Source organism: Arthrobacter subterraneus, assembly GCF_900099735.1.
Classification (GTDB): Bacteria; Actinomycetota; Actinomycetes; order Actinomycetales; family Micrococcaceae; genus Arthrobacter_D; species Arthrobacter_D subterraneus.
In genome coordinates this window covers 1-19,936 of the sequence record NZ_FNDT01000009.1, presented here as the reverse complement: position 1 = coordinate 19,936, position 19,936 = coordinate 1, and the positions used below count along the sequence as shown (strand labels likewise).

15 protein-coding genes are annotated in these 19,936 nt (G+C 66.2%); 6 read left to right on the top strand and 9 right to left on the bottom strand.

Annotated elements, in window-relative coordinates; translation table 11 throughout:
• Window positions 1–115 precede the first annotated feature (115 nt).
• Together BLS52_RS10895 and dinB are read right to left on the bottom strand one after the other, a co-directional pair.
• A complete protein-coding gene (locus tag BLS52_RS10895) occupies window positions 116–493 on the bottom strand; it encodes a DUF3040 domain-containing protein (RefSeq protein WP_090586734.1) in 378 nt (125 codons plus the stop codon).
• 212 nt (window positions 494–705) lie between these two features.
• Complete coding sequence (dinB, locus tag BLS52_RS10890) at window positions 706–1,950, bottom strand: DNA polymerase IV (RefSeq protein ID WP_090586732.1); 1,245 nt, start codon at window positions 1,948–1,950, stop codon at window positions 706–708.
• Between the two features lie 100 nt (window positions 1,951–2,050).
• Between dinB and BLS52_RS10885 the strand changes: the two genes are divergently transcribed.
• Window positions 2,051–3,160, top strand: a complete 1,110-nt coding sequence (locus tag BLS52_RS10885; protein WP_090586731.1) for a polyprenyl synthetase family protein — start codon at window positions 2,051–2,053, stop codon at window positions 3,158–3,160.
• A 7-nt stretch (window positions 3,161–3,167) separates the two neighbouring features.
• Here the strand turns inward: BLS52_RS10885 and BLS52_RS10880 are convergent, their stop codons facing one another.
• Window positions 3,168–3,521 (bottom strand): Rv2175c family DNA-binding protein, encoded by a 354-nt coding sequence (locus BLS52_RS10880; RefSeq protein ID WP_026545803.1) that lies wholly within the window; start codon window positions 3,519–3,521, stop codon window positions 3,168–3,170.
• A 274-nt stretch (window positions 3,522–3,795) separates the two neighbouring features.
• On the opposite strand from BLS52_RS10880, the gene BLS52_RS10875 reads away from it, so the two are divergent.
• Entirely contained in the window at window positions 3,796–5,349 is a 1,554-nt protein-coding gene (locus tag BLS52_RS10875; RefSeq protein ID WP_090586729.1) for a LysM peptidoglycan-binding domain-containing protein, read from the top strand.
• 88 nt (window positions 5,350–5,437) lie between these two features.
• Window positions 5,438–7,552 carry a Stk1 family PASTA domain-containing Ser/Thr kinase gene (locus tag BLS52_RS10870; protein WP_090586727.1) on the top strand — a complete coding sequence of 705 codons (2,115 nt, stop codon included), beginning with the start codon at window positions 5,438–5,440 and terminating at the stop codon, window positions 7,550–7,552.
• 57 nt (window positions 7,553–7,609) lie between these two features.
• On the opposite strand, the gene BLS52_RS10865 is transcribed toward BLS52_RS10870, so the two are convergent.
• Window positions 7,610–8,980 carry a class II 3-deoxy-7-phosphoheptulonate synthase gene (locus BLS52_RS10865; protein WP_090586726.1) on the bottom strand — a complete coding sequence of 457 codons (1,371 nt, stop codon included), beginning with the start codon at window positions 8,978–8,980 and terminating at the stop codon, window positions 7,610–7,612.
• Between the two features lie 66 nt (window positions 8,981–9,046).
• Window positions 9,047–10,003 (bottom strand): lysophospholipid acyltransferase family protein, encoded by a 957-nt coding sequence (locus BLS52_RS10860; RefSeq protein ID WP_026545807.1) that lies wholly within the window; start codon window positions 10,001–10,003, stop codon window positions 9,047–9,049.
• A gap of 106 nt (window positions 10,004–10,109) precedes the next feature.
• Here BLS52_RS10860 and BLS52_RS10855 point away from each other — a divergent pair, with 106 nt between their 5' ends.
• Both BLS52_RS10855 and BLS52_RS10850 read left to right on the top strand, forming a co-directional pair.
• Window positions 10,110–10,874 (top strand): alpha/beta hydrolase, encoded by a 765-nt coding sequence (locus BLS52_RS10855; RefSeq protein WP_090586724.1) that lies wholly within the window; start codon window positions 10,110–10,112, stop codon window positions 10,872–10,874.
• On the top strand, window positions 10,871–11,329 hold the full coding sequence (locus tag BLS52_RS10850) for a hypothetical protein (RefSeq protein ID WP_090586722.1): 459 nt from the start codon (window positions 10,871–10,873) through the stop codon (window positions 11,327–11,329). The genes BLS52_RS10855 and BLS52_RS10850 overlap by 4 nt, the downstream gene beginning before the upstream one ends.
• A 15-nt stretch (window positions 11,330–11,344) precedes the next feature.
• Here BLS52_RS10850 and BLS52_RS10845 read toward each other — a convergent pair whose 3' ends face one another.
• On the bottom strand, window positions 11,345–12,400 hold the full coding sequence (locus tag BLS52_RS10845) for an ROK family glucokinase (RefSeq protein ID WP_090586831.1): 1,056 nt from the start codon (window positions 12,398–12,400) through the stop codon (window positions 11,345–11,347).
• 227 nt (window positions 12,401–12,627) lie between these two features.
• On the opposite strand from BLS52_RS10845, the gene BLS52_RS10840 reads away from it, so the two are divergent.
• Entirely contained in the window at window positions 12,628–14,445 is a 1,818-nt protein-coding gene (locus tag BLS52_RS10840) for an AMP-dependent synthetase/ligase (protein ID WP_090586721.1), read from the top strand.
• A 4-nt stretch (window positions 14,446–14,449) separates the two neighbouring features.
• Here BLS52_RS10840 and BLS52_RS10835 read toward each other — a convergent pair whose 3' ends face one another.
• From BLS52_RS10835 to BLS52_RS10825, 3 genes are all read right to left on the bottom strand, one after another.
• The gene (locus BLS52_RS10835) at window positions 14,450–15,862 is read right to left on the bottom strand and encodes a mycothione reductase (protein ID WP_090586719.1); all 1,413 of its coding nucleotides are present in this window, start codon (window positions 15,860–15,862) and stop codon (window positions 14,450–14,452) included.
• Window positions 15,863–15,865: 3 nt separating this feature from the next.
• Complete coding sequence (locus BLS52_RS10830) at window positions 15,866–17,287, bottom strand: MinD/ParA family ATP-binding protein (protein WP_090586717.1); 1,422 nt, start codon at window positions 17,285–17,287, stop codon at window positions 15,866–15,868.
• A 74-nt stretch (window positions 17,288–17,361) separates the two neighbouring features.
• Window positions 17,362–19,936, bottom strand: a 2,575-nt coding sequence (locus BLS52_RS10825; protein WP_090586716.1) for a pyruvate carboxylase, incomplete at its 5' end; no start/stop codon positions are given.

Below are 19,936 nucleotides of genomic sequence, written 5' to 3'. Positions count from 1 at the left end.
GGAGATTGGACGGCACCCCAGCCGTGGATCGGGGCAGGCGCGAGTGAAGGGGGTTAAACACCACAGGACCCGCCTTTCGGCGGGTCCTGTGGGGGAAAGTGGAGGAAGTGGGTGGCTAGGTTTGATCCCGTTTACGCTCGTCCCACTTTTCTTCGAGGCTGCTGAGGAAACCGCCGCCTGCGGAGCTTGATGCCTTGGCTCCCTTGCCCGAGTTGGGTGCTGCCCCATCCAGCCTGGTTTTGCTGGTCGCGTAGTAGACGCCGGCTCCCATGACGAGGAAACCTGCGACCCCGACGGGGATGAACTGGTTCCAGATTCCAAGGAGCAGGACCGCCACGCCAGCGATGGTCACCAGCGAGCCAATCACGATGCGACGCGTGGACATCGAGCGGCTGGTGCTGGACGCCATGGAGTGGGCAAACTTGGGATCGTCGGCATGAAGCTGTTGTTCCAACTGGTCAAGCAGCCGCTGCTCGTGTTCCGAGAGTGCCATCACTGCCTCCTTGCTACTAATACCGAATCCCTCAAACCCAACAACGATTTCAGCCGGGAACAAGTTCCCGGCTGAAGCTGCGACTTATCCGCTGCAGCTTGTTGCTCTGAGCAGGGTCGACACCTAGTCAATCCCTACTTATAAGGATAGTTTGCATTCACTCCGAGGGAAAGCGGCAGTCCCGACGCGAGAGGCCCTCAAGCCGTGCGAATTTACTCATTCGATGGCCCCCCGAAGGGGTTTTTATCCTGCTGGGAAGGCCGGGGCCCGAGCAGCCTCGCGGGCATCACCATCGACGCTCCGAACTTCCCGTTAACCCGATCGAGGGCCTGCTCTGCCAGGCGCCAGTTGTCGTCCTGCCGGTCGATTGTCAGCTGGTGCGAGCTGCCGGTCGCGGTTTCGAGCCGTTCCGTCCGAATACCGATGAGACGCACGCTGAGGGGGCGCTCCCCGAGCGACTCGAGAAGCTTGGTGGCGGCCGAATACAACGCGTGCGCACTGTCTGCCGGCTCGGGCAGCCGCCGGGACCGCGTCAGCGTGGAGAAGTCCGCATAGCGGAGCTTCAGCGACACTCCGCCCGCCTGTAGGTGTGCCGAACGCAGGCGCGAGGCGGTGCGGTGCGCGAGGCGGAGAAGCTCAGCTTTCAGGGTGTCATCGTCGGAGACATCGGCAGCGAAGGTTTCTTCGGCGCCGATGCTTTTCTCCTGCCTGCTGACCGTTACCGGACGGGGGTCCTTGCCCCAGGCGAGTTGGTGGACCTGTGTGCCGGTTGCGCCAAGGGTACGCTGCAGCACCGATACGGGGGTGCGTGCCACATCCTCGACGGTCCGGATGCCCAGTCGCGCCAGGACCTCCTGCGTCCTGGCACCCACTCCCCATAGCGCCGATACGGGAAGGGTATGAAGGTATTCAACGGTACGAGCCTCGGGAATGAGCAGCAGGCCGTCGGGCTTGCAGCGAGTCGACGCTATCTTTGCCACAAACTTGGTGCCCGCGATGCCGACGCTTGCCGTGATGCCAAGCTCCCGGTGAATTGTGCTCCGGATCAGCTCACCGATGGTTCTCGGCGATCCCAGCCGGCGCAGTGATCCGCTCACGTCGAGGAAGGCCTCATCAACACTCAGTTGTTCCACCAGTGGTGTGATGGTGCCGAAGATGTTCATCACGGATGCCGACACTTCGGCATAGCGGTCATGATGTGGTTCAACAATCACGGCATGCGGGCAGAGCCGCATCGCGGTTGCCATCGGCATGGCGGACCGGACACCGAACCGCCGCGCCTCATACGAGGCCGAGAGCACCACCGACCGCCCGGAAGGCGAACCGGCGATGACCGCCCTGCCGCGAAGGTCAGGCCGGGAGAGCAGTTCCACCGACACGTAAAAGGCGTCCATGTCCACGTGGAGGATGGTGCATTCCGCGTCCTCGATTCCCGCGAGGTCGGAACGGACGGGCATGCAGACCATCCTACTGCGCCGTGATCCCGACAGTCGGCGGCCGCGCTGCACCGTGTGTGACGCCGGGCTGGTCGGACCGGCAAACGCCTAGACTGGCCCTATGACTGACGGAACTGCCGCTCCTTCCACCGGTGTCGAGGATGAGGAGGACCGCTTCCGGAAGTCCCTTGGCGAGACAACCCGAAGCTTTCTCGCGGCACAGCGCGCCCTGATCCGGACGGTGTCGGACGACGGCGTGGTGCTGGTTGACTCGATCGAGCGGCTGGCAGCCGGCGGAAAGAAAATGCGGCCGCTCCTCTGCTACTGGGGCTGGCGGGCAGCAGGCGGCGCTGCCGAGGATGCCGGCGTCGTCATCGCGGGTATGTCGCTGGAGCTCTTCCAGGCCGCCGCCCTCGTGCATGACGACATCATTGACCGCTCCGACCTCCGGCGGGGCGCACCGAGTGTGCATAAACAGTTTGAAAAACACCACGACGACGGCGGCTGGCACCTGGACGCGGAACGGTTCGGTGCAGGAGCTGCAATCCTCGCAGGCGACCTGTGCCTGTCGCTGAGCGAGGAGGCCTTCGCCTCCGTCCCCGGAAGCCCGGAGAGAATCGCCGGAGCCCGCACCATCTTCAACCGGATGCGCACCGAGGTCATGGCCGGCCAGTACCTTGACCTCCTGGAGGAGGCAGTGGGTCCAGGACGGGATCCCGGCGAAGCGACGGAGCGCGCACTGAGCATCGTGCGCTTCAAGTCGGCCAAGTACTCCACCGTGCATCCGCTGTGCATCGGCGGCGCATTGGCGGGTGCACCTGCCTCACTGCTCGCCGGCTACTCCGCCTTTGCACTGCCCCTCGGGGAAGCGTTCCAGTTGCGGGACGACCTGCTGGGCGTGTACGGCGATCCGGCGGTGACCGGGAAACCCGCCGGTGACGACCTGCGGGAGGGTAAGCGGACAGTCCTGGTGGCCAAAGCCCTGAAGGCGGCCGGCAACGATCAGGCCGAGCTGCTGAACGCCGGGCTCGGCCGCGCCGGGCTCAGCGAGGATGACATTCGCCGTCTGCGCGACATCATCGATGCGACGGGGGCCAGGGAAGAGGTGGAGCTGCTCATTGAAGAGCGTGCCCGCGCGGGCTATGAAGCCCTCGAAGCCCTTCCACTGGACGCAGTCTGCAGGGAGGCGCTTTACTCCCTGGCCGACGCCGCGGTTACGCGGGTTGCCTGAGGCGCTGCTACCAGGCCATTGCCTGGGCACGACGGCGGATCTCCGTCTTGCGCCCCTGCTTTAATGCATCGATGGGACGGCCCGGAAGCGACTCGTCTTCCGTGAAGAGCCAGCGGATGATCTCCTCGTCGGAAAACCCCGAATCGCCCAGTACCGCGACCGTCCCCTTGAGGCTGTCCAGCACGTGCCCGTCGGTGATGAACTCAGCGGGTACGGACCGTATTCCCCTGTCGGTAATCCGCACCGCCACCAGTGCCCGCTCATTGATCAGCCCGTGGACCTTGGTGATGGACAGGCCGAGCGCCTCGGCGACATCGGGAAGTGGGAGCCAATCGCCCACGAGATTCTCCAGTGTATTCACGCCTTAAGCGTGCCATGCCTGCTTCCTGCAACTCCACCTGCGACCGATCTTTCGTGCGCTTCCTGCGCGACACACCAATCCTGCGCAAATACTGAGACTTTCTGAGCTGTTGTGGTATCCGCCTCATGGTGTAGATTCACATAAGTCACACAAGTAACACTAACAACTTGCGTATCAACTGCACCATGGGGTTCGGGGATCACGACGGCATAGGCTGCTGCGCTCCTCGCCCTGCCATGCGGGCAAGCCCCGCCAACACAGACGAGGACCAACCATGACCGCCCAGCGCCCTTCATCGCCGCTGAACGTGCCGGCCGCCAGCACGACGCCTTTCAGGAACCGTGGAATGGGTATCGCGGTTACCTCTGCCGCAATTCCCGCCGTCGTACTCTCCTCGGTTGCCCTGGCTGCTCCGGCTGCGGCAGCACCGGCACCCGGCCAGGTCTCCTACCAGCCGCTCAAGACAGTCCCCGCGGCCTCCGGCTCGGCCTCCGCCTTCATTCCGGCGTCCCTGGTGGCTGCGCAGGTGCCGCGGATCGTGCCCATGCGGAGCACACCCTCGACCTACGTTGTGCGTCCGGGCGATACCGTCAGCGGTATTGCCGCCCGCCATGGTGTGGACATGCATGCGGTGCTCAAAGCCAACGGGCTGAAGACCACCTCGATCATCCATCCCGGCCAGAAACTCAAGCTCTCAGGCGCTACCGCACAGGCGGCCCCGGCCAGGAAGGCCGCTCCCGCTCCACAGTCGGCCACGTACACGGTGAAGGCCGGCGACACCCTCGGCGCAATTTCTGCCCGTCACGGGGTGAGCCTTTCCTCGGTGCTCAAGGCAAACGGTCTCTCGATGTCTTCGGTCATCCACCCAGGCCAGAAGATCAGGATCTCCGGTTCAGCGGCGGCGCCCACGCCGGCACCGAAGGCTGCAGCCCCGAAGCCTGCAGCACCTTCCTCCGGTGCCACCTACACCGTCAAGGCCGGAGACACTCTCGGCGCCATCGCGGCACGCCATAACGTCAGCCTTGGAACGGTCCTGGCGGCCAACGGCCTGTCGATGAGTTCGATCATCCACCCAGGCCAGAAGATCAAGCTGGGCGGCGGATCGAGCGTAGCGGTCCAGACCAGCCCCAAGCCCGCGCCCAAGCCGTCCGCAGCACCGGCCGGCGGCACCTACACCATCAAGGCCGGAGACACTCTCGGCGCCATCGCTGCGAAGCACGGCATCAGTCTCAGCGCGCTGCTCTCCGCCAACAAGCTCAGTGCCACGACAATCATCTTCCCGGGCAAGAAACTCACCATCCCCGGCGGATCCAAGACCTCATCCGGGGAGAAGCCGGCTGATCTGGTGCCGTCGACGTTCCTGCACTACACCTACCCGGATGCGGTCGTCGCAGAGGCGAACAAGAACAAGCACACGCTGAACAATCTTCCCGCTCCCTCGCAGGCCCAGATGAAGGCGATCGTCGCAGACACGGCCCGCAAGATGGGCGTCGACCCGAGCCTGGCACTCGCATTTTCCTACCAGGAGTCCGGTTTCAACCAGCGTGCGGTTTCCCCGGCGAACGCCATCGGCGCAATGCAGGTGATTCCGATGTCCGGTGAGTGGGCCTCTGACCTCGTGGGGCGGAAGCTCAACCTGCTGGACCCCTATGACAATGCCACCGCGGGGGTGGCCATCATCAAGGCCCTCATCCGCTCCAGCCCCAACCTGGACATAGCGATCGCTTCCTACTACCAGGGCCAGTACTCGGTAAAGACCCACGGAATGTTCGCGGACACCAAGAACTACGTGGCGGCCATCAAGGCGCACCAGAAGAACTTCCGCTAAACCACGGCACCCGCTGACTGACGGCGGCCGACGCCCACTGACCTGTGTTGGTCCGGGCGTCGGCCGCCGCTTCACTTAGTATCGAAGAGTGCGCGAGCGGCGGAATGACTCACTGGTGGACACCGTTGTGGACGGTCGGTACCACGTCCGTTCACGGCTGGCCCGCGGAGGCATGTCCACCGTCTATCTGGCCACAGACCAGCGCCTTGAACGGGATGTGGCCCTGAAGGTGCTGTATCCGCACCTGGCCGAGGACCAGCACTTCCTTGAACGGTTTGAGCGCGAGGCCAAGTCAGCTGCACGGCTCTCCCACCCGCACGTAGTGGGCGTGCTGGACCAGGGCGTGGAGGATGGACCGGAACACGGCGTGGCGTATCTGGTCATGGAGTACGTGCCGGGCAAGACCCTCCGGGATCTGCTCCGGGAGCGGGGCCGCCTCACTCCCCGGCAGGCCCTCGCAATGCTTGACCCCGTGATCGAGGGTTTGGGTGCGGCACATGATGCCGGGCTTATCCACCGCGACGTGAAGCCCGAGAATGTGCTGCTTGCCGAGAGCGGCGGTATCAAGATCGCCGACTTCGGGCTGGCGCGTGCAGTCTCTGCCGGCACCAACACGGGCACGCTGGTGGGTACGGCCGCCTATCTGCCGCCCGAGCTGGTCACCGGGGGCGCCGCTGATGCCCGCAGCGACATCTATTCGGCGGGCATCGTGCTCTTCGAGCTCCTCACCGGCGCCCAGCCCTACCAGGGTGAGGCGCCCATCCAGATTGCGTTTCAGCACGTGAATTCCCGGGTGCCCGCGCCCTCTACCGCTGTTCCGGGACTGGCCCAGGATCTTGACGAGCTGGTGCTCTGGTGCACGGCCGTGGATCCGGAGGAACGTCCCATCGACGGGAACGCGCTGCTTGGGGAGCTGCGGCACATCCGCACCACCCTGAGCGACGCCGAACTCGACTTTGGCCGGGACCGGCAACGCCCGCCCGCCGCCCGCCCCGGGACCGCAGCCGATTCTTCCGGCGATGGGCACAGCCACCACGCCACAGAGGTGCTGGGAACGGCGGGTTCCACCGAAGTGGTGGGGCGGCCACCCTCCTACCCAACGGAAATTCTCGGCGCGCAAGGCTCCCCGACCACCGTCCTCGGAGGTTCCAACCCCACAACCGTTCTGGGTTCCACGCCGGTCGCTGGATCGATGCCGGAGCGGCAACTGGACGCGGCTGCGCGCGAGAAGCTCGCAGCGCGGGAGTTCAAGGCTCACCGGAAGGAGCAGGCGAAGGCTGCGCAGCGTCCGGAAAAGACGTTGCGGTCGGGCAATGCACGACGCCGGAACATCCTCCTTGTTCTCCTGCTGACGCTGCTTGCCCTGCTGGCTGCAGCAGCAGGGTGGTTCTTCGGTGTCGGCCCCGGAGCCCTGGTCGCGGTTCCGGATGTCTCCAGCCGCCCGGTCAGTGCTGCGCAGGCGATGCTCACGCAGGCTGGCCTGTCGTCCACCGCCGAGCAGGTTCACTCCGATTCCGTTGCCGAGGGTCTGGTCATTGCCAGCGAGCCGCGGGGATCGGCGACCGTCCGTCCGTGGGAAGAAGTCCAGCTGCTCGTGTCGCTGGGACCCGAGCTCTTTGATGTGCCCGAGGTCGCCGGCCTCGCCGAAGCAACGGCGGCTGCCACCCTGGTGGCAGCGGGCTTCGACGTCGGAGAGGTGTCGCGCCAGTTCAGCGGCACCGTTCCGGACGGCGAGGTCATCGCGACCAATCCGGCCGTCGGTGAAGCGATTCCGGCCGGCACCCCGGTTGGCCTGGTGGTTTCCCAGGGCCCCGAGCCGGTCGACGTGCCCTCCGTCGTCGGGCTGCCTGAAGAGGAGGCTGTCAGCGCGCTCGAAAGCGCCGGCCTTACTGCAGCCGTCTCGCCCGAGCCGGTGAACGACATCACCGTGCCTGCAGGATCAGTGCTGACCCAAAGCCCCGCCGGTGGCCAGCTGCGCCCGGGTGAATCGGTCACACTGAGCATCTCCGCCGGGCCCCGCATCCTCCCCGTGCCGGACGTGTTTTCCGATTCCGAGGCGGACGCAGTCGCGGCGCTGGAAGAGGCCGGGTTCACCGTCGAGGTTGAGTACGCGTTCGGCAGGCCGGTGCTGGGACTTGTGGCCGGTCAGGACCTCACGGGCGAACACCCCGAAGGGTCGACGGTCACCATCACGGTGACCTGAGAACGAGCGCCTGCGCACCGGGTGCGGGAATGAGCCCGCGCGCCGGGATCGCCGGAATCAGCGCCGGGACAGCGCCCCGGCCACGAGGAAGGCCATCTCCAGGGACTGCATGTGGTTCAGCCTCGGATCACAGACCGACTCATAGCGGTCCAGGAACGCTTCCTGGTCAATGGGGTCGGCCCCGCCGAGGCATTCCGCGACGTCGTCGCCGGTCATTTCCACGTGCAGGCCGCCCGGGAACGTCCCCAGTTCATTGTGAACCTCGAAGAAACCGCGTACTTCATCCATGACGTCGTCGAAGTTGCGGGTCTTGTAGCCGTTCGGGGAGGTGACGGTATTGCCGTGCATCGGATCGGTGACCCATAGGACCTGCGCGCCTGAGTCAGTCACCCGGGAGACAAGGTTCGGCAGCTTCTCGCGGATGTTCTTGGCGCCCATCCGGGTAATGAACGTGAGGCGGCCCGGTTCGCGGTTGGGATCCAGCTTGTCGATCAGTGCCAGGGCGTCATCCGGTGAGGTGCCCGGACCGAGCTTGACGCCGATCGGGTTACGGACACGGGACAGGAAATCGATGTGCGCGCCGTCAATGTCGCGGGTGCGCTCACCGATCCAGAGGAAATGCGCGGATGTGTCGTAGGGCAGCCCGGTGCGCGAGTCGGTCCGGGTCAGTGCCCGCTCGTACTCGAGCAGCAGTGCCTCATGGCTGGCAAAGAACTCGACCCGCGTCAGCGCGTCGAAGTCGGCGCCGCAGGCCTCCATGAACCGGACTGCGCGGTCGATTTCCCGTGCCAGGGATTCATAACGGGAGTGCGCCGGGTTGGCCGTAAAACCCTTGTTCCAGTGGTGCACAAGGCGCAGGTCCGCGAAACCGCCCTGCGTGAACGCGCGGATGAGGTTAAGCGTGGAGGCGGACGTGTGGTAGGCCCAGACCATCCGGGAGGCGTCATGGCCGCGGCTCTCCGGAGTGAATTCATATCCGTTCACCATGTCGCCGCGGTAGGCGGGCAGTGTCACGCCTTCACGGGTTTCGTCATTCGATGAGCGCGGCTTGGCGAACTGCCCGGCCATGCGGCCCATCTTGATAACGGGCAGTGAGGCTCCGTAGGTGAGCACTACGGCCATCTGCAGGATTGTCTTTACGCGGGCGCTGATCTTGTCGGCGGTGGCGCCGTCGAAGGTCTCAGCGCAGTCGCCTCCCTGGAGGAGGAACGCTTTCCCCTGGGCAGCTGAGGCGAGCCTCTCGCGAAGTACATCGACCTCGCCGGCGAACACCAGCGGCGGCAGCGTGGACAGCTCCTGGAGGGAGGACCGGTGCACCGCGGCATCCTGCCAGCTGGGCTGCTGGGAGATGGCAAGCTCCCGCCAGTTGTCCAGCCCGTGGTTGGGTGCGGCTGTTGAGGGTGCGGAGGTCACGGTTGATTCGGTCACCCGTTAAGCCTAATGGCAACAGCTGACGACGGCGGACTCCCCCGGTCATCCAGCGGCGCAGGCTGGTCACATAGCCCGGCTGCTGGGTCCGTCGTCGTGCTTTTTCCGGCTTTGTCCGGAGGCAGAGGCCGGCTCCTGGCCGCCGCGGGCGCCCCCACCGGTTTCCCGCCCGATGATCCGCACTTCACCGGGCAATGGGCCCTCGACGCTCGGCGGGAGCGAAGTGTCCGACGACGGCGGAACGGGATTCGCCGGCGTGGAGCCTTCCAGCCGGACGGCTGCCTGCCGGAGCGGGTCTGCGGCGCGTTCCGGCTTCTTTCCGGCTTTCTTGCCTGCCGTCTTGGCACTTGCGAGCCGTTCCTTCACGCTGCTCGCGTAGACGTCTACATACTCCTGGCCGGACAGCCTCATCAGCGCGTACATGATCTCATCGGTGACAGAGCGCTGGATGAAGCGGTCATCGCCCATGCCGGCGTAGCGCCGGAAGTCCATCGGTTCTCCGACGATGATGCCGACGCGACGGATGTTCGGGATCCGTCGGCCGATCGGCTGGACCTTGTCCGTTCCGATCATGGCTACGGGGATCACGGGCACTCCCGTTGCGAGGATCAGCTTCGCGACGCCGGTCTTTCCCCGGTAGAGCCTGCCGTCGGGGCTGCGGGTTCCCTCAGGGTAGATGCCCAGGATTCCGCCGGACTTCAGGATTTCCTCCCCCGCCGAGAGCGAGGTTGCCGACGCCGCGCCGCCGGAACGGTCCATGGGCAGCTGGTTGGTCAGCCGGAAGAAGGTGGCGGTCAGCTTTCCCTTCAGTCCCTTTCCGGTGAAGTACTCGGATTTGGCGAGGAAGATCACCGGCCGCGGCACCGCAAGGGGCAGGAAGATCGAATCCGAGAACGACAGATGGTTGCTGACAATTACAGCCGCACCGGTTGCCGGAATGTTGTCCAGGCCCTTGACCCAGGGCCTGAAGAGGAGATTCACAAGTGGACCGATAAAGATCCGCTTCATGATCCAGTAGAACACTCTGCCAGCCTTCCTGAGTGGGGTTCTTGGAACACTACTCTACGGGCGGCGGTGTGTGCGCGTGCGTCACTGGCAGTGCGCCGGACACGGTGACACCATTGGAACCATGACCGTCGATCCCGCTCTGGCAGCGTTCTCCTCCAGCGGTTCCGGGAGCCGCGCGCGCACCGGGGTGATCCTCAGCCACGGCTTCACCGGTTCGCCGGCGAGCATGATCGAATGGGCGCGCTACCTCGCGGACCGGGGATTCGCCGTACGGCTTCCCGTGCTGGCCGGGCACGGCACCACGTGGCAGGAGCTCGCGAGGACACCATGGGAGCGCTGGTATGAGGGAGTCGAAACCTCCTACCGGGAACTTGCGCGGGAAACCGACGCCGTGGTGGTGGCAGGGCTGTCGATGGGCGGTGCCCTCGCCCTGCGGCTGGCCGCGCTGGAACCGGTGGCCGGCGTCGTCGTCGTCAATCCAGGGCTCACCATCGCCGATCCGCGCGCACGCTATGTGGGCGTGCTGAAGTACCTGCTCAGAAGCGTCCCGTCGATCGGCAACGACATCCGGAAGGAGGGCGTGGACGAGCGCGCGTATGCCCGTACGCCCGTCTCGGCTGTGCACCAGCTCGCGCAGCTCTTCCGTGACACCACTGACCGCCTCCCCCAGGTGACCGCTCCTACCCTGGTATTCCGCTCCAACACTGACCGGGTTGTTCCCGAAAGCAGCCTCGAAGTTCTACAGCGGCGCATCGGGAGTGCAGACTTGGAGATAATACGGTTGGAGAACAGTTACCACGTGGCCACTATGGACCACGACCAGGAGCTCATCTTCGAGCGCTCCGCAGCATTCATCGAGCACGTGACGGCAGGTACCACCGCATGAGTCCCCGAGCCCAGGATCCGAACGAGTCCACTGACGACGCCGTCTGGCAGGACCTCGTCGCCCGCCTGGAAGAAACGCCCAGCAGTGAGCTGCCCGAGCGTCCGGCCTCAGACCCGGCGCCCTCCGCCGAGGAGCGTGTGCGGGCGATCTTCGAAGGCCAGCCCGTCCAGGCCCCCGCCGGCCCCCGGGACTACACGGCGCCTGTAGACGAGGAAGACGGATCCTTCCAGCCGCCCGAGCCCCCGGCCTTGGGCGTCGGGGATCCGCTGGTGGTCCTCGCCTGGCTGGGCGCAGTGGGCGGTCCTGTAGCGCTGGTGCTGATTGCCATGTTCTGGCGCGCGGCCTCGACAACGGTGATGCTGGGTATCGTCGCGATCTTCCTGGCGAGCGTGACCTTCCTGATCTTCCGCCTCCCCAAGAACCGCGATTACGACGACGACGGCGCTGCGGTCTGATCCCTTGCCGGCGCGTTAGCGCCGGTCGCTGAAGCGGCCCGACGGCATGGTGCCGTAGGCCCTGCGCAGCAGCGGCCGGTACCTGATCCGGGAGAGGTCCGCCGCACCGACGAGTCCGGCATCCGGCCCCAGCGCGGCGGCAGTGATGGTTGCCGCAGGGCGGAAGCCCCGCCCTGTCAGGTTGCGTTCGAAGGCGCGCCGGGCGGGATCGATCAGCAGCGTTCCGGCCGCTCCCAGTCCCCCGCCGATCACGAAGGTCCCCGGGTCCAGCGCAGCGCCGAGGTTGGCCAGGCCGAGGCCAAGCCACTGTCCGACGTCGTCAATCAGTTCCTGGCACACGGGGTCACCCCGCAGCGCCAGCCGGGTGACCACCGCACCGGTGATGGCCTCGACGTCGCCACCCACCTCCTGGAGCAGGGTCTGCGCGACCGGTGAGTTGGCGGTGGCCAGTTCCCGGGCCTCCCGGCCGAGCGCGTTGCCCGAGGCGTACTGCTCCCAGCAGCCGCGGTTGCCGCACTCGCAGCGGTGCCCGTTGGGCACGATGATCTGGTGGCCGAACTCACCCGCGACGCCGTGGCGGCCGCGTTCGAGCATGCCGTCCATGATCATCGCCCCGCCGATCCCCGTGCCCAGCGTGATGAGCACAAGCCGCGGCTCTCCGCGACCGGCACCGAACCGCCATTCCGCCCACGCAGCCGCATCAGCGTCATTGAGGACGGTCACCCGCCGTCGGAGGGCCTTCTCGAGATTGGCCCGCAGCGGTTCATTGCGCCAGGCGAGGTGGGGGCTGAAAAGCACGGTCCCGTTGTCCAGGTCCATCCACCCGGCCGCCCCGATTCCGACCGACCGGATACGCCGGCCGCGCCCGAGCTCGCCCACCAGGTCCACGATCACTGCTTCCACCGCGCGCGCGTCCTGCCCGGGCGTTTCCCTCCGCGCGGACGCGACGATGGTGCCATAGGGGTCCACGACGCCGGCAGCCACTTTGGTGCCGCCGATGTCGATGCCGATTGCGAGGCCCCGGGAGCGCAGGGGCCTCGGTGCCGGGCGAGGGTACGGTGCCTGCGGCATCCCCAGCCGCCGGCTCCCACCGCGGAGCCGTCCGCCCGCTGTGGCGCCCTCTTGCGGTTCCGGATTCATGGGTGCCGGCCTCCCGCCGTCGTTCTGGAGCTGTGCCGCGCTGACCTTTTCGGATTCACCGTTACTGGTTCGTACATTACTGGACGGTAAGAACGTCCGGGAAAACCTATAGGCTAAAGATGTCTCACAGGATGTGACAAAGATCAAAGGAGATTTCCGTGCGCGAATTCAGCGTTCCGGCCAAGGTGCAGGTCCCCCGGGACAGCAACACCACCCATCTGGTGGTCAAGCAGGCCGAGAAGGCCAGCAATCCTGCCCTGTTTGCCACCAAAGATGCCTCCGGGCAATGGTCCGATATCCGCGCAACCGATTTCCTTACGGATGTTCGCCGGATCGCCAAAGGTCTCATGGCATCGGGGGTGGGCGCGGGTGATCGCGTGGCGATGATGGCGCGCACCCGGTATGAATGGGCGCTCGTGGATTTCGCGGTCTGGTTTGCGGGCGCCGTCTCCGTCCCTGTGTATGAAACCTCCTCCCCGTCTCAGGTCGCCTGGATTCTCGGGGATTCCGGGGCGGTCGCGGCCTTCGTTGAATCCGGCCGACACGAAAACGTGGTGCGCCAGGCTGTGGCCTCCGAGAACCTGACTGCGTTCCGCGACGTATGGCAGTTCGACGGCGATGGGCTGGACACGCTGCGGGCAGCCGGCACCGGCATTGATGACGCGTCTCTCGAGGAACGCCGCCTGATCGCGGGCCTGGATGATGTTGCGACCATCATCTACACCTCGGGCACCACCGGAAAGCCGAAGGGATGTGAGCTCACGCACGGCAACTTCGTTGAACTGTCGGAGAACGCTGCCGCGTCGCTGCCGGAAGTTGCCCACGAGGGTGCGCAGACCATCATGTTCCTGCCGCTCGCCCACGTCTTTGCCCGCTTCATCTCGGTACTGTGCGTTGCCGCCGGCGCCACCGTTGCGCATACCCCGGATGTGAAGAACCTGCTGCCGGATCTGCAGAGCTACAAGCCGACCTTCATCCTGGCCGTGCCCCGCGTCTTCGAGAAGGTCTACAACAACTCGATGCTCAAGGCTGAAGACGCCGGCAAGGGCAAGATCTTCCACGCCGGAGCCGACACGGCGATCGCCTGGTCGAAGGCCGACCAGGCAGGTAAAGTGCCCCTCGGCCTCAAGGTCAAGCACGCCATCTTCGACAAGCTGCTGTACGGCAAGATCCGCACCGCGATGGGTGGCCGGGTGCAGCATGCGGTCTCCGGCGGTGCCCCGCTCGGCGACCGTCTCGGCCACTTCTTCCACGGCATCGGCCTCATGGTGCTCGAAGGCTACGGGTTGACCGAGACCACCGCACCCATCTCGGTCAACACGCCACAGAAGATCAAAATCGGTACGGTGGGCGCTCCGCTTCCCGGCAATGCGGTCAGGATCGCAGACGACGGCGAGATTCTCGCCAAGGGCGTCTGCGTGCTGAAGGGCTACTTCAAGCGCCCCGACCTGACGGAGGAAGCCTTCACGGACGGCTGGTTCCACACCGGCGACATCGGCCAGCTCGACGAGGACGGTTTCCTCAGCATCACCGGGCGCAAGAAGGAAATCATTGTGACCGCCGGCGGGAAGAACGTCATCCCGGCGCAGCTGGAGGACATGATCAGGGCCAATGCCCTGGTCTCGCAGTGCGTTGTGGTCGGCGACCAGCGACCGTACATCTCCGCGTTGATCACCCTTGACGAGGAGGCGCTGCCCGGCTGGCTTGAGCGGCATAACCTCCCCGCTGAAACCACCATGGCTGAGGCAGCACGGCATTCCGCGGTCCAGGCGGAAATCCAGGCGCTGATCGATTCCGCCAATGAGTCGGTGTCCCAGGCTGAAGCCATCAAGGTGTTCCGCATCGTTGAGCAGGACTTCACCGAGGCCAGCGGCCACCTCACGCCGTCCATGAAAATCAAGCGCGCGCAGGTCCTCAAGGACTACTCAGCGGTGGTCGAGGAGATCTACTCACACCCGCGCCCGCAACCCGCCTGACGGGTCAGGTGGAGGGCGCCCGCAGCGAAAGCAGGGCGTTCTCCACCACCTCGGCCAGCGCCGGATGAATCCAGTACTGTCCGCGGGCCATGGTGAAGGCGTCAAGGCCAAAGTGCATCGCCTGGATGAGGGGCTGGATGAGGTTTGAGGCTTCGTGTCCCATGATGTGCGCGCCGAGGATGGTTCCGGTGTCTTCTTCGGCGAGGATCTTCACGATTCCCGTGGTGTCCTCCATGGCCCAGCCGTACGCCGTTGACCCGTACTGCTGGACCGCCACCGCAACACGTGAGCCGGTCCTTTCCGCCCGTTCCAGGGCCTGTTCCTCAGTGAGCCCCACCGTCGCTATCTGGGGTCTGGTGAACACGGCGGCGGGTACGTAGCGATGGTCGCTGGCGTGCAGGGCATCCGGGTGCAGCAGGTTGTGTGAAACCACCCTGGCTTCATGGTTGGCCACGTGCTTGAGCTGGAAGGGGCTGGAGATATCGCCGAGCGCCCAGACACCGGGGACGGGTTTACCCTCCCTGGTGACACGCTGGAACGCATCGACCGCGATCCTGCCGTCCGCTGTCAGATCGAAACCGGCTTCCAGCGCACCCACCCGGTCGCTGTTCGGTGTCCTTCCGGTAGCGACGAGCACGACGTCGGCTCCGACTTTCGATTCCCCGCCGTCCGTCGCCACCACCGTGGCTGTGACCGACCCGTCCGCGTTGCTGTCCACCCGGGTCACCTGCCGGCCCGTCAGCACCGTCCACTGCGATTGCGCGCGCTCCGTGAAGCGTTCAGACACCGTGTGGTCAAGTGAGCGCAGCAGCTGCCCGGACCGGACCGCGAGAGTGACGTCGGTGCCGAGGGCGGAGAAGACGTGCGCAAACTCGGCCGCGATGTATCCGCCGCCGATGATCAGCATGCGTCGCGGTTGTTCGTCCAGCCTCATCACGGTGTCCGACGTGTGCACCTGCGGCAGGTCCAGTCCGGGGATACCCGGCACCACAGGACGGGAGCCAGCGGCAATCACCACCTGATCAGCGGTGATGACAGCGCCGGAGGCGGTGACCAGCGTGCGGTCCGCCGTGAACCGGGCCTCTTCCTCGTACAGATCCACGTGCTGCAGTTCATCTGCCCGGTACGCCCGTCCCGCTTCCGAGATGCTGTCGATGCGGGTGAAGATGCGGTCCCTCAGGTCCGCCCAGCGGGTCCCGGTGTGCTGCAGGTCGACGCCGAGGCGGCCGGCGTCGTCAGCGGCCCGGGCAAGCTCCGCCGGGTAGACGAGCATCTTCGTGGGGATGCATCCCACGTTCAGGCACGTTCCGCCGAACGTCCCGCCCTCAATGATGGCGACCTTCTTGTTGTCCCACTCGGGCGTGATGAGCGTGTTGCCGGAGCCTGAGCCGATGATCGCCAGATCGTAGTGAACCACGGATCAGTGCAGCTGGTCCACGACAAGCGCCGCCAGCTCCACGACGGCGTCCCGGGTCTTCGGCTGCAGCTTGGCGAGGTCAACGCGGGACCCCTCGGCGAGGTGGCGGTCATAGGGTATCCGCACCACGGTGCTCACCCGGGACCGGAAGTGTTCCTCGATCTCGTTGACGTTGACCTCGGTGCGGTTGCCCGATGACATGTTGACGACCACGATGGCCTTCGCCACCAGGTCGTGGCGGCCGTGCGCTTCAAGCCAGGACAGGGTCTCCGAGGCGAGGCGCGCCTCGTCGACGCTCCCGCCGGAAACAAGCACGACGGCGTCGGCCTTCTCGAGCGTGCCCTTCATGACCGAGTGCACCATTCCGGTGCCGGAGTCGGTGAGGACGATGGAGTAGTATCTGCCGAGGATGTCCGTGACGGCGCGGTAATCGGCGTCGTCGAAGGCCTGCGCAATGGTGGGGTCCGTATCCGACGCAAGCACATGCAGGCGGGACCCGTCGCGGGCGACGTAACTGGAGAGCTGGGCAAAGGAGTCCACCATGAACCGGTTCTGCACCAGCTGGCGCGCCGTGAAGTCGGCCTTGCCCGGTGACCGGTCTGAGAGGGTTCCCCGGTCCGGGTTGGCATCCATCGCGATGATCCGGTCCTCACGGATATCCGCCAGCACCATTCCCAGCAGGGTGGTCACTGTGGTTTTGCCGACCCCTCCTTTCCGGGACAGCACCGGAACATAGCGGGTCCGCTCCCCCAGCCGCACGCCCACCCGGTGCTCAAGCGCCCGACGGATCCGCACGGCGTCGGAATCGCCCAGATTCACGTAGCCGAAGGTCGCCTTATACAGCCATAGCCGCCATCCCCCGATGGGCTGGCGCTGCTGCGACGTCAGGAGCCGGTCCGCGGTCAGGGACGAGGCCGGCTCGGGGCCCTCCTCCCTGGTGCGGCGTGCGCTCCGGTCCGGAACCGCCGGTGCCTGCTCCTGAGGCTCCGGCGCAGGCTCCGCACGTCCGCCTGACGGTTGCCACCCTGTGGCTTCCTCGTCCCCGGTAAGCCGGACATCACTGTCGGCGAGCGTGAGATCGGCAGGATCAGCCGGATGCTGTCCCGGACGTTGGCCCTCGCTGGCCGGCGTTATCCCGATGTGCGGGAGCCGGTCCGGCATCGGAGCCTGGACCATCGGGGAGCCAGGTACGTCCGCGTCTCCGCGCTCTTCGGGATCTACGGCGTCCGCCTCCGAGCTCAGTGTGTACTCCGCCGGCGCATCGGCCGCCAAGTCATGGCCGGCCCCGGTCTCTTCTTCGCGCGGCCCCCCGCCCTCCGCAGGTCCAGCGCCGGGCTGATCCTGCACAGGCACGGTTTCAGCGGGGTCCCCGGGGACCCCGCCGCTATCCGCGGACTGATCTGAGGGGTTCTTCTCGTTCGCCATGATTCCTCACGCTCGCCTGACGCCCGCAGCAGGAGCTGCAGGTGGATTCTGCATCACCTTAGCGCAGGCGCGCGTCAGGAGGGGTCAATCACCAGGAGGAGGTCCCCGCCCTGCACCTGTTCGACGGCGCCGATGGCCAGCCGCTTGACGGTTCCGCCCACGGTGGTGGTGATGCCGGCTTCCATCTTCATCGCCTCTATGGTGGCCACGGTGTCACCGGCCTGAACGGTGTCGCCTTCGGCTACGCCGAGGGTCACTGCCCCGGCGAACGGCGCGGCGACGTGGCCCGGCTGCGCCGGGTCGGCCTTCTCCGCTGCCTTCACGTCGGTGTGGACACTGCGGTCCCGCACGACGACGGGGCGCATCTGCCCGTTCAGCGTGCACATGACCGTGCGCATGCCGCGTTCATCGGCGTCCGAGACCGCTTCGAGAGTGGCGATGAGACGCACACCCTTTTCGAGCTGGATGACGTGCTCGCTGCCCTGCTGCAGCCCGTACAGGTAGTCGCGGGTGTCCAGGACGGACACGTCGCCGAAGGTGTGGCGGGTGGTCTGGAAGTCCCTGGTGGGACCCTCGAAGAGCAGCCGGTTGAGCGTGGCACGGCGGGTCGCGGAGTCGCCGTCCAGTGCCTGCTGGTCCTCGGCGCTGAGCTCAGCGTCGCGGACCTTGACGGTGCGACCCTGAAGAGCCTTGGTGCGGAACGGCTCCGGCCATCCTCCGGGAGGGTCGCCGAGTTCGCCGCTGAGGAAACCGATCACGGAGTCCGGGATGTCGTACTTCTGCGGGTTCTCCTCGAACGCCGCCGGCTCCACGTTGGACCCGACGAGCTGCAGGGCGAGATCGCCGACCACCTTGGAGGACGGAGTGACTTTTACCAGGCGCCCGAGCATCCGGTCCGCCGCTGTGTACATGTCCTCAACCGCCTCGAACCGCTCGCCAAGACCCAGGGCGATGGCTTGCTGGCGGAGGTTGGAGAGCTGCCCGCCGGGGATCTCGTGACGGTAGACCCGCCCGGTGGGCCCGGGCAGGCCGGACTCGAAGGGCGCGTAGACGCGGCGCACTGCTTCCCAGTACGGCTCAAGGGAGCTGACGTTTTCCAGCGACATGCCGGTGTCACGGTCGGTGTGCGCAAGGGCCGCGACCAGAGCCGAGGCCGAGGGTTGGCTGGTGGTACCGGCCAGTGAGGCGCTGGCGACGTCGACGGCGTCGACTCCGGCGTTGGAGGCGGCCAGAAGGGTGGCCAGCTGGCCTCCCGCGGTGTCGTGCGTGTGCAGGTGCACCGGAAGGTCGAACCGGTCACGCAGGGCGGTAACGAGTTTGGCTGCCGCGGCCGGTCGCAGCAGGCCTGCCATGTCCTTGATGGCGAGGATGTGCGCCCCGGCGTCGACGATGCGCTGGGCGAGGTCGAGGTAGTAATCCAGCGTGTAAAGCTTTTCCTCGGGGTCCAGCATGTCCGAGGTGTAGCACAGCGCCACTTCAGCGACCGCGGTGCCGGTTTCGCGGACTGCGCGGATGGCCGGTTCCATCTGCGACACATCGTTGAGCGCGTCGAAGATACGGAAGATGTCGATTCCCGTGGCTGCGGCTTCCTGCACAAAGGCCTTGGTGACCGCCTCCGGGTACGGGGTGTAACCGACGGTGTTGCGTCCGCGCAGCAGCATCTGCAGGCAGATGTTCGGCATCTCCGCGCGCAGGGCAGCGAGCCGCTCCCACGGGTCCTCACCCAGGAAGCGCAGTGCGACGTCGTAGGTTGCACCGCCCCACGCCTCCACCGACAGCAGGTCCGGCATTTTGGCGGACACGGCCTTGCCCGCGGCGACAAGATCCCGGGTGCGCACGCGGGTGGCCAGCAGTGACTGGTGCGCGTCGCGGAACGTGGTGTCCGTGACGGCCAGGGCTGTCTGCGCCCGCAGCTCGGCCGCGAAGCCCTCCGGCCCGAGTTCCTGCAGCCGCTGACGGCTTCCGGGCCGCTGCTCTGCCTCGGTGACCGCCGGGAGCTTCTCCGCCGGGTCCAGCTCGACGGTGAGCTCACCATGGGGCTTGTTGACGGTAACGTCGGCGAGCCAGTTCAGCAGTTTGGTTCCACGGTCGGCTGGAACGCGCGCGGTGAGCAGTTCGGGGCGCTCGTCGATGAAGGAGGTGGCCACGTTGCCTGCGATGAAGTCCGGGTCATCGAGGACGGCCTGCAGGAAGGAGATGTTGGTGGACACTCCGCGCACCCGGAACTCGGCCAGGGCACGCCGTGCCCGGCGCACAGCCGACTCGTAGTCCCTGCCCCGGCAGGTGAGCTTCACCAGCATCGAGTCGAAGTGCGGGCTGATTTCCGCTCCCGCGTACACGGTGCCGCCGTCCAGCCGGACGCCCGCACCGCCGGCGGAACGATAGGCGGTGATTTTTCCGACGTCGGGGCGGAATCCGTTCGCCGGGTCCTCGGTGGTGATGCGGGACTGCAGCGCAGCGCCGCGGAGCCGGACGGAGTCCTGGGACAGACCGAGATCCGCCAGCGTCTCCCCCGCGGCGATTCGCAGCTGCGACTGCACCAGGTCCACGTCGGTGACCTCCTCGGTCACTGTGTGCTCCACCTGGATGCGCGGGTTCATCTCGATGAACACGTGCTGCCCGGCCCGTTCGCCCACGGTGTCCACGAGG

Coding starts and splice junctions, on each gene's coding strand:
- BLS52_RS10895 (WP_090586734.1), bottom strand. CDS start 493: ATGGCACTCTCGGAACACGAGCAGCGGCTGCTTGACCAGTTGGAACAA.
- BLS52_RS10875 (WP_090586729.1), top strand. CDS start 3,796: ATGACCGCCCAGCGCCCTTCATCGCCGCTGAACGTGCCGGCCGCCAGC.
- BLS52_RS10830 (WP_090586717.1), bottom strand. CDS start 17,287: ATGGCGAACGAGAAGAACCCCTCAGATCAGTCCGCGGATAGCGGCGGG.
- BLS52_RS10850 (WP_090586722.1), top strand. CDS start 10,871: ATGAGTCCCCGAGCCCAGGATCCGAACGAGTCCACTGACGACGCCGTC.
- BLS52_RS10885 (WP_090586731.1), top strand. CDS start 2,051: ATGACTGACGGAACTGCCGCTCCTTCCACCGGTGTCGAGGATGAGGAG.
- BLS52_RS10845 (WP_090586831.1), bottom strand. CDS start 12,400: ATGCCGCAGGCACCGTACCCTCGCCCGGCACCGAGGCCCCTGCGCTCC.
- BLS52_RS10855 (WP_090586724.1), top strand. CDS start 10,110: ATGACCGTCGATCCCGCTCTGGCAGCGTTCTCCTCCAGCGGTTCCGGG.
- dinB (WP_090586732.1), bottom strand. CDS start 1,950: ATGCCCGTCCGTTCCGACCTCGCGGGAATCGAGGACGCGGAATGCACC.